Origin of the sequence: Histidinibacterium lentulum, assembly GCF_003789055.1 — a bacterium.
GTDB lineage: Bacteria > Pseudomonadota > Alphaproteobacteria > Rhodobacterales > Rhodobacteraceae > Oceanicola > Oceanicola lentulus.
Map to the genome: position 1 here is coordinate 249,560 of NZ_ML119082.1, position 13,954 is coordinate 263,513.

Sequence of the window (13,954 nt, forward strand, 5' to 3'; positions counted from 1 at the left end):
GCCGCCGATTGCACCCCGCGCGCCCGCCGCGTAAGAGCGGAGAGACCGATTTCACCCCATGACCGGAGCGCGACCGATGGCCAGCTACCAGTATGTCTACCACATGGACGGCGTCTCGAAGACCTATCCGGGCGGCAAGAAGACCTTCGAGAACATCCGCCTGTCGTTTCTGCCGGGCGTGAAGATCGGAGTCGTGGGCGTCAACGGCTCGGGCAAGTCGACGCTCATGCGCATCATGGCCGGCATCGACCAGGATTTCACCGGCGAGGCCTGGGCCGCGGCGGGCGCGCGCGTGGGCTACCTGCCCCAGGAGCCGCAGCTCGACGAGACGAAGACCGTCCGCGAGAACGTCATGGAAGGGGTCGCCGCCAAGCAGGCCAAGCTCGACCGCTACAACGAACTCGCCATGAACTACTCCGACGAGACCGCCGAGGAGATGGCGCAGCTTCAGGACGAGATCGACGCCGAGAACCTCTGGGATCTCGATGCCCAGATCGACGTCGCAATGGAGGCCCTCCGCTGCCCGCCCGACGACGCCATGCCCGCGCATCTGTCGGGCGGCGAGGCGCGGCGCGTCGCGCTCTGCAAGCTCCTGCTCGAGGCGCCGGACATGCTGCTCCTCGACGAGCCCACCAACCACCTCGACGCCGAGACCATCGCCTGGCTGCAGAACCACCTGATCGAGTACAAGGGCACCTGCCTGATCGTCACCCACGACCGCTACTTCCTCGACGAGATCACCGGCTGGATCCTCGAACTCGACCGCGGCCGCGGCATTCCCTACGAGGGCAACTATTCCGCCTGGCTCGAACAGAAGGCCAAGCGGCTGGAGCAGGAGGCGCGCGAGGACAAGTCGCGTCAGAAGACGCTCGAGCGCGAGCTCGAATGGATGCGCCAGGGCCAGAAGGCGCGGCAGGCGAAATCGAAGGCCCGGATCGCCGCCTACGAGGAGATGGCAGGCCAGTCCGAGCGAGAGAAGATCGGCCGCGCGCAGATCATCATCCCGAACGGCCCCCGCCTCGGCGGCAAGGTGATCGAGGTGGAAGGCCTGACGAAGGCCTATGGCGACAAGCTCCTGATCGAGAACCTGTCGTTTTCCCTGCCCCCGGGCGGCATCGTCGGCGTGATCGGCCCCAATGGCGCGGGCAAGTCCACCCTCTTCCGGATGCTGACCGGTCAGGAACAGCCGGACGAGGGCACGATCGAGTACGGCGACACGGTTCAGCTCTCCTATGTGGACCAGTCCCGCGACGCGCTCGACGCCGATGCGACCGTCTGGGAAGAGATTTCCGGCGGCGGCGAGATCATCCAGCTTGGCGACGCGCAGATGAACTCCCGCGCCTATTGCGGCGCCTTCAACTTCAAGGGCGGCGACCAGCAGAAGAAGGTCGGGCTTCTCTCGGGCGGCGAGCGCAACCGGGTGCACATGGCCAAGCTCCTGAAATCCGGCGGCAACGTGCTGCTCCTCGACGAGCCGACGAACGATCTCGACGTGGAGACCCTGCGCGCCCTCGAGGACGCGCTGGTGGATTTCGCGGGCTGCGCCGTGGTCATCTCCCACGACCGCTTCTTCCTCGACCGCATCTGCACCCACATCCTCGCCTTCGAGGGCGAGGCCCATGTGGAGTGGTTCCAGGGCAATTTCGAGGATTACGAGGAAGACAAGAAGCGGAGACTGGGCGTGGACGCGCTGGAGCCGAAACGGGTGAAGTTCAAGAAGTTCTCGCGGTAGGGGGCGAAAAGATGCGTGAACTCGTGCCTTCATACGAAATCATGACTGCGCCCTCTCCCGAGACTCTGGAGGCCCGGATCAACGATTCCTTGGAGGCCGGCTACACCCTCCAAGGGGGCGTCTGTGTCGTCTACCGACCCGACAATCCAGACGCTCCTTATGTATACTATCAGGCGTTAATCGGGAAACGCTGAAAGTAACCGGACATAGGGTGGGTTTCCAACCCACCCGGCCCCGCCGATCCCGGAGGGCGCCGTTGGCCTTCCACCCCATCACCCGCCCTTCCGCGCCGAAAGGTGGGTTGAAAACCCACCCTACGCCCGTTCTGGCGCGAGGGCACGCGCCGCGTCCCGATCCGCCGCTGCCCACCGCCCCTCCCGGATATCCCGGTGGATCGACGAGAACAGCCAGTCCTCCGGCCGCTCGACCAGCCCGTGCTTGACGGGGTTCATCAGGCAATAGCGAACGTGGGCCTCGTAGTCCTCCGGACCCCGGATATGGTGCTCCCAGAAGCGGCGTTGCCAGACTGCCGCCTCCCGTTTCTCCGTCCGTAGGCCGGGCTTCAGCCCGGCATACCGCCCGGACCGCACGACGGGCAGATCGGTGGGGAAGATTGGAGGCGGGGTAAGCCGGGCTGAAGCCCGGCCTACAGCCCGGCCTACACGCCGGTCGTCCGCCGCCGCGTCGCATCGCACCTTGAGCGCCATGGTGAAGCGCGCCTTGATGGCGCCCCATCGCCGGCCATGGTCTCGGTCCTCTGCCGGAAGCGTCCAGATCGCGTGGATGTGATCCGGCAGCACCACCCAGGCGTCGATCCGGGCCGGTCTCTCCAGGAGCGTTCGCCAGACAGCCGCCCGCAACAGGTCCACATGATCGACAAGAAGACCCGACCCGCGCTCGGCCAGAGTAACAGTGAAAAATGCGGTGGCCCCGGTCACCTTCGGGCGGAGATAGACGGACATGCCCCCGTCTCGCACGTCTCAGGTTAAGGGCCGGTGAACGCGACAAGATGTAGGCCGGGCTTCAGCCCGGCTGCCCGCTCCTCCAAAGGCCGCCCCCGAATTTCCTTGCGCCGACTCGCCAGACCTGTCACAGGCGCCTTGCGACCGATCTTCTATTCGACCCTTCTGTTTTCCGCGACCCGGCTCACAGTCCTCGAACCTAGACGTGACCGAGCCGGGCTGCCGCACCCCTGCGGGCAGCGACAACATGAAGGATATCACGATGGCCAGTGGCACCGTGAAGTGGTTCAACGCAACCAAAGGCTTCGGCTTCATCGCCCCCGACACCGGCGGCAAGGACGTCTTCGTCCACATCTCCGCCGTGGAGCGGGCCGGCCTGACCGGGCTCAAGGACGACCAGAAGGTGACGTTCGACATCGAATCCGGCCGCGACGGCCGCGAGAGCGCGTCGAACCTGCAGCTCGCCTGACCACGACCGCCGGTCCCTCTGCGCGGGGGACGGCACGGAAAGGGTTAACGCCACGCGGCGTTGACCCTTTTTCTTTTTGAATACCAATGACTTGAACATGCGTCCACGTGTGGACGCCCCGCCCCTGCCCGATGGAACAAGGCCGCCTCCCCGGGCTTCCTCCCCCGAACCCAGGACCCGAGGAGGCCCCATGCCCAAGATCACCGATGCGAAGATCCTGATCCTCGCCACCCACGGCTTCGAGCAGTCCGAGCTCGAGGTGCCCCGCGACCAGCTCCGCGAGAAGGGCGCCACCGTCCATGTCGCCAGCCCCGGCGGCGAGGACATCAAGGGCTGGGACACCGACGACTGGGGCCGCACCGTGGCCCACGACATGGCGCTGGAACACGTCCGGATGACCGAGTACGACGCCCTCGTGCTGCCCGGCGGCCAGATCAATCCCGACCTCCTGCGGGTGAACCCGGACGCGATCCGCCTGATCCGCGACTTCGTCGAAGCCGGACGCCCCGTCGCCGCCGTCTGCCACGCGCCCTGGCTCCTGATCGAGGCCGGCGTCGCCCGCGGCCGCGAAATGACCTCCTACGCCTCGATCCGCACCGACCTCGAGAACGCCGGCGCCCGGGTCGTTGATCGCGAGGTGGTGGTATCGGACGGCATCGTCACCAGCCGCAACCCAGGCGATCTCGACGCCTTCGTGTCCGGGATCGTCGAGGCGGTCGAGGACGACAGCCGCAGGCGGGATGCGGCCTGAGGGGCCAGGGTCGCGCGGAGGTCCCCCTGCGACACCCGCGCACCCCCGCTTGCTTGCCTCTTGCAGCCCGACGTGATCGCTGGCATTTTCCGTTTGGCGACCGATCTTCTATTCGACCCTCTCTGCCGCTATCGGTCCAGAGCTCTCGAACAAGACACCGCCGCAGCTGCCGCACGTTCGCGGGCAGCGACACTTGAGAGCGAAAGGATACTCTCACATGGCAACTGGCACCGTGAAGTGGTTCAACACGACCAAAGGCTACGGCTTCATCGCGCCCGATGGCGGCGGCAAGGATGTCTTCGTCCATATCTCCGCCGTCGAACGGGCCGGCCTGACCGGGCTGAAGGACGACCAGAAGGTCACCTTCGACCTCGAGTCCGGACGTGACGGCCGGCAGAGCGCGACAAACATCGCCCTCGCCTGACCTCATCGGGCTGCGCGCCCGATCCGCCGCATCCCCGGTCGTCGCCCCTCCCAGGCGGCGGCCTTTTTTTGGGTCAGATGGTCCGGACGAAGGACCTCCGGCCGCCTCGGCGCGTTGGCTCCTCGACCAATGAGGATGTTATGCCCGAGCGCAAGAAGACCCGCCACAGCCAGCCCCCGCCCGAGCCTCTGCCGATCCCCCGGCCGGAGCCGCGGAAATGCGACAGCTTCGATTTCCAGGACTGGGCCCTGATCTGAGGCCAGCGGGCGCTGTCCGGGCTCACTCGACGCTCTCGACAAGCGCCAGCACCGACGGGCCCATGGCCTCCACGATGAGCGCCACGCCCTCCCCGTTGGGATGGATGCCGTCCGGCTGCATCAGCCTCCGCGCGGCACCCGCAGTGTCCTCACCCACCTCCAGCCCCTCGAAGAAGGCGTCATAGAGCGGCACGCCGTAGGCCTCCGCCAGTTCGGGATACATGGCGTCGAACGCCTGCTTGAACTCTGCGCCGTAGTTCGACGAGGCGATCATCCCCACCAGCAGCACCTTGACGCCCTTGTCCTCGGCCGCCTTCAGGATGCCGTCGAGATTGGCGCGGCTCACCGCCGGATCGACCCCCCGCAGGAAATCGTTGCCGCCCAGCGCCACGATCATCGCGTCCACCTCGGGCGTCAGCGTCCATTCGACCCGGGACAGCCCGCCCGCCGTGGTATCGCCCGAGACGCCCGCGTTGATCATCTCCACATCCGCGCCCCGGTCCCGGAGCCAGGCCTCCATCTGCGGAACGAAGCCGTCCTCGGGCGGCAAGCCGTAGCCCTGCGTCAGGCTGTCGCCCAGGGCGGCCACGGTCACGGTCTCGGCGGCGGCCGCCCCGGCGAGCATCATGTTGCAGGCGCAGAGAACCGCCCCATATCGCAGGGCAGAGAAGGCAGACCCGAGGCACCCCATGACCGATCCCGTCCTGTCGCTCCGCGACGTTTCACTCACGCTCGACGGCAACGCGGGACCGGTGGAGATCCTTCGCGGCATCTCGCTCGACGTGGGCCGGGGGGAGACATTGGGGCTCGTGGGGCCTAGCGGATCGGGCAAGTCGTCGCTCCTCATGCTCTTGGGCGGGCTCGAGAGCGTGTCGTCGGGCACCGTGACCGCCCTCGGGCAGGACCTGACGCGGATGGACGAGGACGCGCTCGCGCGGTTTCGCAGGGACAATATGGGCGTGGTCTTCCAGTCCTTCCACCTGATCCCGACGATGACGGCGCTGGAGAATGTCGCCACTCCTCTGGAACTGGCCGGACACCGCGACGCCTTCGACCGGGCCGAAGCGGAACTGGAGGCGGTGGGCCTCGGTCATCGTGCCGGGCATTACCCCGGTCAGATGTCGGGCGGAGAGCAGCAGCGCGTGGCGCTGGCGCGCGCCTCCGCGCCGCGCCCGGCAATCCTGCTCGCGGACGAGCCCACCGGCAACCTCGACGAGACCAGCGGCGCGGCGATCGTGGACCTGCTCTTCGGCCTGCGCGACCGGCATGGCGCGACGCTGGTCATGGTCACCCACGCGATGGAACTCGCCCGCCGCTGTGACCGCATGGTGCGCCTGCGCGACGGCCGGATCGAGGCGCCGGCAGAGGCGCGGGCCGCGGAATGAGCTGGCAGGTCTCCGCCCGCATCGCCCGGCGCGAATTGCGCGGGGGACTGCGGGGCTTTCGCATCTTCCTCGCCTGCCTCGCCCTCGGCGTCGCGGCCATCGCGGCGGTGGGCACCGTCCGCGCCTCGATCCAGGCCGGGCTGGAGCGCGAAGGCGCGGCGCTCCTGGGCGGCGATGCCGAGGCGCAGTTCACCTACCGCTTCGCCCGGGAGGCGGAGCTTGCCTGGATGGAGAGCGTCGCCGAGGCGGTGTCGGAGACCGTCGATTTCCGCTCCATGGCCGTGGTCCCCCGGGCGGAGGGGGCCGAGCGGGCGCTGACGCAGGTGAAGGCGGTGGACGATCTCTACCCTCTCGTCGGCGCCGTGCGGCTGGACCCGGACATGCCGCTGGCCGAAGCCTTCGCGGGCGACGGCACCCTGCCCGGCGGGGTGATGCAGCGGACGCTGACCGATCGGCTGGCTCTGAGCCCCGGCGAGACCTTCCGTCTCGGCGACCAGGAGTTCGTGCTCTCGGCCATCCTCGACAGCTATCCCGACAATTCGGGCGGCGGATTCGGCCTCGGCCCCCGGACGATGGTGCGGACCGAGGACCTCGCAGGCAGCGGCCTGATCCAGGAGGGCACGCTTTTCGACACGCAATACCGGCTGGACCTGCCCGAGGGCGCGGACCTCGCGGCGCTCGAGGCCGAGGCCCGGAGGCTCTGGCGCGATGCCGGGCTGCGCTGGCGCGATGCGCGGGCGGGGGCGCCCGGGATCGCGGAATTCGTCGACCGGCTCGGGGCCTTCCTGATCCTCGTCGGGCTCTCGGGTCTCGCCGTGGGCGGCGTGGGCGTGTCGGCGGCGGTGCGCGCCTATCTCGCCGGCAAGACCGAGGTCATCGCCACGCTGAAGACGCTCGGCGCGCCGCGCGCGGTGATCTTCCAGACCTATTTCCTGCAGATCGGCGCGCTGGCCGTGCTCGGGATCGCGCTCGGGCTGGCGTTGGGGGCGAGCGTGCCGCTCCTTCTCGCCCCCGTGATCGAGGCCAGGCTGCCGATCCCGGCCGTCTTCGCGCTCTATCCGGGGCCGCTGCTCGAGGCGGCGCTCTACGGCACGCTCGCGGCGGCGGCCTTCACCCTCTGGCCGCTCGCGCGGGCGGAGGAAGTGCGGGCGGCGACGCTCTTCCGCGATGCTCTCTCGGGCGGGAGCACCCTGCCCCGCGCACGCTACCTCGTCGCCACCGGGCTTCTGGTGGCGACGCTCCTCGGCGCGGCGTCGGCCTTCTCGCGCACGGTCGAGCTGACGCTCTGGACAGCGGGCGGCATCGCCGGGGCGCTCGCGCTCCTCGCGCTGGCGGCGGGCCTGGCGCGGGTCCTCGCGCGCCGCTCGGGCCGGGCGGCGCGGGGGCGGCCCGCCCTGCGCCTCGCGCTCGGCGCCATCGGCGCGCGGGGGGGAGAGGCGACGAGCGTGGTGCTCTCGCTGGGCCTCGGCCTGTCGGTCCTCGCGGGCATCGGCCAGATCGACGGCAACATCCGCCAGTCGATCACCACGGACCTGCCCGCCGTCGCGCCCTCCTATTTCTTCGTGGACATCCAGCCCGGCCAGATCGACGGCTTCCGCGAGAGGGTGGAGACCGACCCGGCGGTCAGCCGCGTCGACAGCGCGCCCATGCTGCGCGGGATCATCACCCGCATCAACGGCCTGCCCGCGATGGAGGCCGCGGGCGGGCACTGGGTGGTGCAGGGCGACCGCGGCGTGACCTATTCCGAAACCCTGCCCGCCGAGGCGGAGCTGACCGCCGGCGAATGGTGGCCCGAGGGCTATGACGGCCCGCCCCTCGTCAGCTTCGCCGCCGAAGAAGCCGCCGAGATCGGCCTCAGCCTCGGCGACGAGATCACGGTCAACATCCTCGGGCGGGACATCACCGCGACCATCGCGAGCTTCCGGGAGGTCGATTTCGAGACCGCGGGCATCGGCTTCATCCTGTCGATGAACCCGGCGGCGCTGGCGGGCGCGCCGCACAGCTGGATCTCCACCGTCTATGCCGAGCGCACGGCCGAGGCCGCCATCGTCCGCGACATCGCCGAGGCCTATCCCAACGTCACCGCGATCCGCGTGGGCGACGCGATCGAGCGGGTGATGGAGCTGCTCGCGGGCATCTCGGCCGCCACGCGCTATGGCGCGGCGGCGACGCTGCTCACGGGCTTTCTGGTGCTGATCGGGGCTGCTGCGGCGGGCGAGCGGTCCCGCATATACGAATCGGCGGTGCTGAAGACGCTGGGCGCCTCCCGCGGGCGCATCCTCGGCAGCTTCGCGCTGCGTTCGCTACTCCTCGGCCTCGCCGCGGGCGGAGTGGCGCTGGCGGCCGGGATCGCGGGGGGCTGGGCGGTCTCCACCTTCGTGATGGAGACCGATTACGCGGTGATCTGGCCCAACGCGCTGGCCATCATCCTCGGCGGCATGGCGGCCACCCTCGCGGCGGGGCTGATGTTCGCCCTGCGCCCGCTCGCCGCCCGCCCGGCGCGCGTGCTGCGGGCGCGGGAGTAGAGGGGTTTCGGCGCCTGCGGCGCCGATCCGCCGGGGGGCTCCGCCCCCCGGACCCCCGGGAGTATTTCCGGCCAGATGAGGAGGGGGCGGGGCGCCAGGGGGCGATCCGCGGGCGGACCGCCGGAAGGGCGCCCTCAGAGGCGCGGCTTGACCTGCATCAGGCGCATCACGTCGGCCATCTCCGGGCCGCGGTCCATGCCCGTGACCGCGCGGCGGAGGGGCATGAAGAGCGCCTTGCCCTTGCGGCCTGTCTCCTCCCGCACGGCGGCGGTCCACTCGCCCCAGGCCTCGGGGCCGTAGGGCGGATCGCCGAGCAGGGTCAGCGCCTCTTCCACGAAGTCGCGATCCTCCTCCTCGACCTTCGCCTCGCCGCCCTCGTAGAAGAGCCGCCACCAGCCGGCCATGTCCGCCAGCGTGTCGATGTTCTCGCGCACAACCTCCCAGAACACGGGCGCGAGGGCGTCGGGCACACCCAGCGCGCGCACGTCCTCGGCCACCTCCTCGAACGGGCGGGCGACGAGCCAGCGGTGGGTGAGCGGCACGAGGTCCTCGCTATCGAACTTGGTCGGCGCGGACCCGAAGGAAGAGAGATCGAAGCCCGCGGTCACCTCCTCCACGCTGCCGCGCAGTTCCACCGGCTGCGACGAGCCGAGGCGCGCCATCAGCGACAGCACCGCCAGCGGCGCGATCCCCCGCGCGCGCAGGTCGCGCAGGCTGAGCGTGCCGAGGCGCTTCGACAGGGCCTCGCCCTGGGGGCCGGTCAGCAGCGAATGATGGGCAAAGCGCGGCACCGCGCCGCCGAGCGCCTCGATGATCTGGATCTGCGTTGCCGTGTTCGTCACATGGTCCGAGCCGCGCACCACGTCGGTGATCCCCATTTCGGTATCGTCCACAACCGAGGCGAGGGTATAGAGCACCTGTCCGTCCGCGCGGATCAGCACCGGGTCCGACACGCTGGCCGCGTCGATGGAGATGGGGCCGAGGATGCCGTCCTCCCACTCGATCCGCTCGTGGTCGAGCTTGAAGCGCCAGTAGCCGCCCCGCTCCGCGCGCAGGCGGTCCTTCTCCGCCTCGGAGAGCGCCAGCGCGGCGCGGTCGTAGACCGGCGGACGGCCCATGTTGAGCTGCTTCTTCCGCTTGAGGTCGAGCTCGGTCGGCGTCTCGAAGCATTCGTAGAGCCGCCCCATGGCGATCAGCCGATCCCTCGCCTCCATGTAGCGCTCGAGGCGGAGGGACTGCCGCTCCTCCCGGTCCCAGGAGAGGCCGAGCCAGGTCAGGTCCTCGCGGATCGCCTCGACATAGCGTTCTTCCGACCGTTCGGGATCGGTGTCGTCGATCCGCAGGATGAAGGTCCCCCCGCCCTGCCGCGCGATGGCGTGGTTGAAGAGCGCGGCGCGCAGGTTGCCGATGTGCAGGTATCCCGTGGGCGACGGGGCGAAGCGGGTGACGGTCATGGGGGCCTCCTGTCGCCGGGCGCTCTTCCACAGGCGGGCCGCTTTGTCCATATGGAGCCAATGGACCGCACCGCCCCCACCGCCGACGAGATCGAGGAGATCGCCCGCGAGGCCGTGGAGGCCCTGCCCGAGGCGTTCCGGCCGGCGGCCCGCGCCGTCGCCCTGCGGGTGGTGGATTTCCCGCCGGACGATATCCTGCGCGACATGGAGGCGGAGCCCTTCGAACTGACCGGCCTCTACGACGGCGTGCCGATGACGGAAAAGTCGGTGATGGACGTGGCGTTGCGGCCCGACACGGTCTGGCTCTTCCGCCGGCCGATCCTGGACGAATGGGCCGAGCGCGGGAACGTGACGCTGACCGAGCTTGTCACGCATATCACCGTCCACGAATTCGCCCATCATTTCGGCTGGTCCGACGAGGATATCGCCGCAATCGACGAATGGTGGACGTAGACGGACAGGCGACGCCGGGCTGCAGCCCGGCCCGTGCACCCGCCCCTTCACCCGGCGCGCCGCCCGTGTTAGCGCCAACGGCGATCCGGTCCCGAACGAGGAACCCAGAGCCATGCGTGACATCCTGACCGTCACCCTGAACCCCGCCCTCGACCTCGCCACCGCGGTCGCGGGCGTGCAGCCCAACGTCAAGCTGCGCTGCAGCCCGCCCGACACCGACCCGGGCGGCGGCGGGCTCAACGTCGCGCGCGCGGTCAAGCAGCTCCGCGGGTCCGCGCGCTGCTTCGTGGCGCTCGGCGGCGATACAGGCCACGCCCTGCTGACGCTGCTCGAGGCGGCCGGGCTTACGCCCGTGGTACATCCCGCCCCGGGCGAGACGCGGCAGAGCCTTGCGGTGACGGATCTCTCCTCGGGCGACCAGTTCCGCTTCATGTTGCCCGGCCCCGACTGGTCGCGCGCGGATATCGACGCGGCGCGGGCGGCGCTGAAGAGCGCGGCGACGGGGGACGGCTATCTCGTGCTTTCGGGCAGCGGGCCGTCGGGGGCCGCGCCCGATCTCTATGCCCGGATCTGCAGCGATTTCGCGGATACCGACGAGGACGTCATCCTCGACACGTCCGGCCCCACCCTCGCCCATCTCGCGGCGGGGCAGGAGAAGCCGCCCTTCGTCCTGCGCATGGACCAGCACGAGGGCGAGGAGCTGGCCCGCCGCCCCCTCGCCCGGCGCGAGGACAGTGCCGCCTTCGCCCGGTCACTGGTGGAGCGGGGCGCGGCGCGGGTGGTGATCATCGCGCGCGGCGCGGACGGATCGGTCATGGCCACGCGGGACAGCCGGGTCCATGTCTCCGCGGCGCCCGTGCGGGTGGATTCCGTCGTCGGCGCGGGCGACAGCTTCGTCGGCGGGTTCACCATGGGCCTCGCCCAGGGCGAGACGCTCGAGGAGGCGCTGCGCTTCGGCGCCGCCGCGGCGAGTGCCGCGGTGACCACGCCGGGCACCCAGCTCTGCCACCGCGAGGATTTCGACCGGCTGCTGCCCGCCTGCGTGATCACCGCTCTCTGAGGCGCGTCACGACGGCGTGACGGGGTAGCGCGCGGCAAGATCCTCAAGACCCCGGCGCAGGATCGCCTCGAGCACGTCCATGTCGATGTCGGAAAGCTTCGTCACATGGAGACAGGCCTTGCCCATTCGGTGCTTGCCGAGGCGGGCGAGGAGATCGTCCATCCGGGCATAGCCCGGCATGACGTAGATCGAGAGCGCCGCCTTGCGCGGGCTGAACCCGGTGGCGAGCATGTCGCCCTCCCGGCCGCTTTCGTAGGTGTAGCGATAGCTGCCGTAGCCCACGAGGGACGCGCCCCAGAGGCGCGGAGTCCAGCCGGTGACCCTGCGAAACAAGCGGTCGAGAGCGAGCCCGTCTGTGCGCCGGACGGGATGCTCGACCGCCTCCAGAAAGGCGGCGACATCCGCCCCTGTCGGTCGGGTCACATTGCCGGTCATGGCGCGATCTCCTTGCAGCCCTAACTGATCGGCAGACTAGCCGAGCGGAGGCCTTGCATGAAACGATGGAGTCTCGGTGGTGCGGTTGCCCTGCTGCTGACCTGCACCTCCGCGCTTGCGCAGGATCGGATCGTCGTGCTGGGCGACAGCGTCATGACCTGGAATGCGCTGCGGCGGGGCGCAGTCGCCGATGTCCTCGCCCGGACGCTCGATCGCCCCGTCGAGAACCGGGCCGTGTCAGGCGCCCGTTTTTCTCACGACACAGGGATTGCGCGCCTCTTCGGCCTCGACATTCGCACCCAGTTCGACTTCGCGCCGACCGAGTGGGTGGTCATGACCGGCGGCGCTAACGACCTGCGCGCCGAGTGCGGGTGCGTCTCCTGTTCGGAGACCCTCGACGGCCTGATTTCCGCCGACGGCCGGACCGGCGAGGTGCCGGAGTTCGTGGCACGGGTTGCGGCGAGCGGTGCCCGGATCGTCTGGGTGCTCTACTACGACAGTCCCGAAGGCCCGCCGACGCCCTTCACCGCCTGCCGGGGCGCGTTCGACGAGCTTGACGCGCGCCTTGACCGGCTCGCCCGCATCGTGCCGGCCCTGACCCTCGCCGATGCCGGACCGTTGATCGATCCGGCAACGGCGGCGGACTACGCGCCCGACCGCATCCACCCTTCGGTCGATGCGTCCCGGCGCATCGGTCGTCTCGTCGCCGGGATCATCGCGGCGAGCCCGTAGGCCGGCGCCTCTGCCCCGGCCTACGGACAGGCGATCGGTTACGCAGCGTCCCGCTCCGCGTCGAGCAGGGGCACGAGCCGGCGCGCGACGGTCACGAGCCGCTTGGCCTGATGCGCGATGGAGCGTTCGGCCATCTCGTCCACCTTGCCGGCGACGGTCGAGAACCCGTAGGGATTGCCCCCGTCCTCGAATTTCACCGCGTCGGTGTAGCCCGGAGGCACGAGCACCGCGCCCCAGTGCATGGCGGTGATGTAGAGGCCCTGCAGCGTCGTCTCCTGCCCGCCGTTGGGGTTCTGGGCGGAGGTCACGGCGGTGAAGGCCTTGTCGGCCAGCTTGCCCTGCTGCCACAGCGGGCCCAGCGTGTCGATGAAGGCGCGCATCTGGCTCGCCACCTGACCGAAACGGGTGGGGGCGGAGAAGAAGTAGGCGTCGGCCCACTCCATGTCCTCCAGCGTCGCCTCGGGGACGTCGGACTGCTTCTCGGCGGCGGCGGCCCAGGCGTCCTGGCCGGCGACCACCTCGGCCGGAGCGGTCTCGCGCACCCGGCGCAGGCGGACTTCGGCACCCGCGGCCCGCGCCGCCTCGGCGGCGATCTCGGCCATGCGGTGATTGGTGCCATAAGTCGAATAGTAGACGATCGCGATCTTGGGCGTGGTCATTCCAGCCTCCGGTTACTGTTGCCACACTGACCTATTCGCTGTGTCGTCTGAACCAATCCGGCAAAACCTCTCCGCTCCTGCGCGCCTGCGCACAGGGTTCAGCGAAAGGCCGACCCATGCGCCCAGACGGTCAGGGAATGGCGCGTCCCCTCGGTCACGGGCGTGACGCGGTGCAGCAGAAAGGCGGGAAAGGCTGTCGCCGCCCCCTGCGCGCGCTCGGCGGAATGGACCTGCGCCGAAGGCATCACTTCGAGAACGCCGCCCGCATAATCGGCGGGGTCGGACAGCTGTACCACCAGCGTCAGCTTGCGCCGCGCGGCCAGCGGCCCGTCTCCGATATCGGCATGCCAGTCGAAATGGCCCGCCTTCTCGGCCCGGTAGGTGGCGACCTGCGCGCTTTCCTCGAAAGCCTCGAGATCGAAGCCGAAGACCTCCCGGTTGACCCGTGCCGTGACCTCCACGATGCGGGACATCACCCATTCCGCCCCCGGCAGGTCGTCGATCCAGACAAGATCGGCGCGGCGCAGGTTGTGGTCGCGCTGGCGCCCCACAAGCCGCGCCTCCGCCGCCGGGGCGGCTTCGGTCAGGGACAGGATGCGAAGGCAGTCCGCCTTTGAGAAGGAGTCGGGGATCGTTGCAGGTGTCAGCATGGGCCG

The 13,954-nt window shown here is 69.7% G+C and carries 15 protein-coding genes; 9 read left to right on the forward strand and 6 right to left on the reverse strand.

Going from position 1 to position 13,954, the window contains the following annotated elements:
- Nucleotides 1-76: 76 nt before the first annotated feature.
- Nucleotides 77-1,732, forward strand: coding sequence for an energy-dependent translational throttle protein EttA (ettA, locus tag EAT49_RS04210; protein WP_123641355.1), 1,656 nt, complete (start codon nucleotides 77-79; stop codon nucleotides 1,730-1,732).
- Between the two features lie 314 nt (nucleotides 1,733-2,046).
- Here the strand turns inward: ettA and EAT49_RS04220 are convergent, their stop codons facing one another.
- Entirely contained in the window at nucleotides 2,047-2,694 is a 648-nt protein-coding gene (locus EAT49_RS04220; protein WP_123641042.1) for a transposase, read from the reverse strand.
- Between the two features lie 262 nt (nucleotides 2,695-2,956).
- Between EAT49_RS04220 and EAT49_RS04225 the strand changes: the two genes are divergently transcribed.
- The 3 genes from EAT49_RS04225 (at nucleotide 2,957) to EAT49_RS04235 (ending at nucleotide 4,338) form a co-directional block, all read left to right on the forward strand.
- Nucleotides 2,957-3,163 (forward strand): cold-shock protein, encoded by a 207-nt coding sequence (locus EAT49_RS04225; RefSeq protein ID WP_123641356.1) that lies wholly within the window; start codon nucleotides 2,957-2,959, stop codon nucleotides 3,161-3,163.
- Between the two features lie 190 nt (nucleotides 3,164-3,353).
- A complete protein-coding gene (locus EAT49_RS04230) occupies nucleotides 3,354-3,914 on the forward strand; it encodes a type 1 glutamine amidotransferase domain-containing protein (RefSeq protein WP_123641043.1) in 561 nt (186 codons plus the stop codon).
- Nucleotides 3,915-4,131: 217 nt separating this feature from the next.
- Complete coding sequence (locus EAT49_RS04235) at nucleotides 4,132-4,338, forward strand: cold-shock protein (RefSeq protein WP_123641044.1); 207 nt, start codon at nucleotides 4,132-4,134, stop codon at nucleotides 4,336-4,338.
- A 279-nt stretch (nucleotides 4,339-4,617) separates the two neighbouring features.
- Here the strand turns inward: EAT49_RS04235 and EAT49_RS04240 are convergent, their stop codons facing one another.
- Nucleotides 4,618-5,223, reverse strand: a complete 606-nt coding sequence (locus tag EAT49_RS04240; RefSeq protein WP_246003758.1) for an arylesterase — start codon at nucleotides 5,221-5,223, stop codon at nucleotides 4,618-4,620.
- Between the two features lie 61 nt (nucleotides 5,224-5,284).
- On the opposite strand from EAT49_RS04240, the gene EAT49_RS04245 reads away from it, so the two are divergent.
- Nucleotides 5,285-5,980, forward strand: a complete 696-nt coding sequence (locus EAT49_RS04245) for an ABC transporter ATP-binding protein (RefSeq protein ID WP_123641046.1) — start codon at nucleotides 5,285-5,287, stop codon at nucleotides 5,978-5,980.
- Entirely contained in the window at nucleotides 5,977-8,505 is a 2,529-nt protein-coding gene (locus tag EAT49_RS04250) for an ABC transporter permease (RefSeq protein ID WP_123641047.1), read from the forward strand. The genes EAT49_RS04245 and EAT49_RS04250 overlap by 4 nt, the downstream gene beginning before the upstream one ends.
- Before the next feature lie 134 nt (nucleotides 8,506-8,639).
- Here the strand turns inward: EAT49_RS04250 and gltX are convergent, their stop codons facing one another.
- On the reverse strand, nucleotides 8,640-9,959 hold the full coding sequence (gene gltX / locus EAT49_RS04255) for a glutamate--tRNA ligase (protein ID WP_123641048.1): 1,320 nt from the start codon (nucleotides 9,957-9,959) through the stop codon (nucleotides 8,640-8,642).
- A 60-nt stretch (nucleotides 9,960-10,019) separates the two neighbouring features.
- Between gltX and EAT49_RS04260 the strand changes: the two genes are divergently transcribed.
- The gene (locus EAT49_RS04260; RefSeq protein WP_123641049.1) at nucleotides 10,020-10,412 is read left to right on the forward strand and encodes a metallopeptidase family protein; all 393 of its coding nucleotides are present in this window, start codon (nucleotides 10,020-10,022) and stop codon (nucleotides 10,410-10,412) included.
- A gap of 112 nt (nucleotides 10,413-10,524) precedes the next feature.
- Nucleotides 10,525-11,472, forward strand: a complete 948-nt coding sequence (locus EAT49_RS04265) for a 1-phosphofructokinase family hexose kinase (protein WP_123641050.1) — start codon at nucleotides 10,525-10,527, stop codon at nucleotides 11,470-11,472.
- Between the two features lie 6 nt (nucleotides 11,473-11,478).
- Here the strand turns inward: EAT49_RS04265 and EAT49_RS04270 are convergent, their stop codons facing one another.
- Nucleotides 11,479-11,907 carry a DUF1801 domain-containing protein gene (locus EAT49_RS04270; RefSeq protein WP_123641051.1) on the reverse strand — a complete coding sequence of 143 codons (429 nt, stop codon included), beginning with the start codon at nucleotides 11,905-11,907 and terminating at the stop codon, nucleotides 11,479-11,481.
- Nucleotides 11,908-11,964: 57 nt separating this feature from the next.
- Here EAT49_RS04270 and EAT49_RS04275 point away from each other — a divergent pair, with 57 nt between their 5' ends.
- Nucleotides 11,965-12,639, forward strand: coding sequence for an SGNH/GDSL hydrolase family protein (locus tag EAT49_RS04275; RefSeq protein WP_123641052.1), 675 nt, complete (start codon nucleotides 11,965-11,967; stop codon nucleotides 12,637-12,639).
- A gap of 38 nt (nucleotides 12,640-12,677) precedes the next feature.
- Here EAT49_RS04275 and wrbA read toward each other — a convergent pair whose 3' ends face one another.
- Together wrbA and EAT49_RS04285 are read right to left on the reverse strand one after the other, a co-directional pair.
- A complete protein-coding gene (gene wrbA / locus EAT49_RS04280; RefSeq protein WP_123641053.1) occupies nucleotides 12,678-13,298 on the reverse strand; it encodes an NAD(P)H:quinone oxidoreductase in 621 nt (206 codons plus the stop codon).
- A gap of 98 nt (nucleotides 13,299-13,396) precedes the next feature.
- Nucleotides 13,397-13,948 carry a 2OG-Fe(II) oxygenase gene (locus EAT49_RS04285; RefSeq protein WP_123641054.1) on the reverse strand — a complete coding sequence of 184 codons (552 nt, stop codon included), beginning with the start codon at nucleotides 13,946-13,948 and terminating at the stop codon, nucleotides 13,397-13,399.
- Between the last annotated feature and the right edge of the window lie 6 nt (nucleotides 13,949-13,954).

Bases quoted from the DNA above. Each gene is read 5' to 3' on its own strand.
- EAT49_RS04260 (WP_123641049.1), top strand. From the start codon at position 10,020: ATGGACCGCACCGCCCCCACCGCCGACGAGATCGAGGAGATCGCCCGC.
- gltX (WP_123641048.1), bottom strand. From the start codon at position 9,959: ATGACCGTCACCCGCTTCGCCCCGTCGCCCACGGGATACCTGCACATC.
- EAT49_RS04235 (WP_123641044.1), top strand. From the start codon at position 4,132: ATGGCAACTGGCACCGTGAAGTGGTTCAACACGACCAAAGGCTACGGC.
- wrbA (WP_123641053.1), bottom strand. From the start codon at position 13,298: ATGACCACGCCCAAGATCGCGATCGTCTACTATTCGACTTATGGCACC.
- ettA (WP_123641355.1), top strand. From the start codon at position 77: ATGGCCAGCTACCAGTATGTCTACCACATGGACGGCGTCTCGAAGACC.
- EAT49_RS04240 (WP_246003758.1), bottom strand. From the start codon at position 5,223: ATGATGCTCGCCGGGGCGGCCGCCGCCGAGACCGTGACCGTGGCCGCC.
- EAT49_RS04265 (WP_123641050.1), top strand. From the start codon at position 10,525: ATGCGTGACATCCTGACCGTCACCCTGAACCCCGCCCTCGACCTCGCC.
- EAT49_RS04220 (WP_123641042.1), bottom strand. From the start codon at position 2,694: ATGTCCGTCTATCTCCGCCCGAAGGTGACCGGGGCCACCGCATTTTTC.
- EAT49_RS04245 (WP_123641046.1), top strand. From the start codon at position 5,285: ATGACCGATCCCGTCCTGTCGCTCCGCGACGTTTCACTCACGCTCGAC.
- EAT49_RS04230 (WP_123641043.1), top strand. From the start codon at position 3,354: ATGCCCAAGATCACCGATGCGAAGATCCTGATCCTCGCCACCCACGGC.
- EAT49_RS04270 (WP_123641051.1), bottom strand. From the start codon at position 11,907: ATGACCGGCAATGTGACCCGACCGACAGGGGCGGATGTCGCCGCCTTT.
- EAT49_RS04250 (WP_123641047.1), top strand. From the start codon at position 5,977: ATGAGCTGGCAGGTCTCCGCCCGCATCGCCCGGCGCGAATTGCGCGGG.
- EAT49_RS04225 (WP_123641356.1), top strand. From the start codon at position 2,957: ATGGCCAGTGGCACCGTGAAGTGGTTCAACGCAACCAAAGGCTTCGGC.
- EAT49_RS04285 (WP_123641054.1), bottom strand. From the start codon at position 13,948: ATGCTGACACCTGCAACGATCCCCGACTCCTTCTCAAAGGCGGACTGC.
- EAT49_RS04275 (WP_123641052.1), top strand. From the start codon at position 11,965: ATGAAACGATGGAGTCTCGGTGGTGCGGTTGCCCTGCTGCTGACCTGC.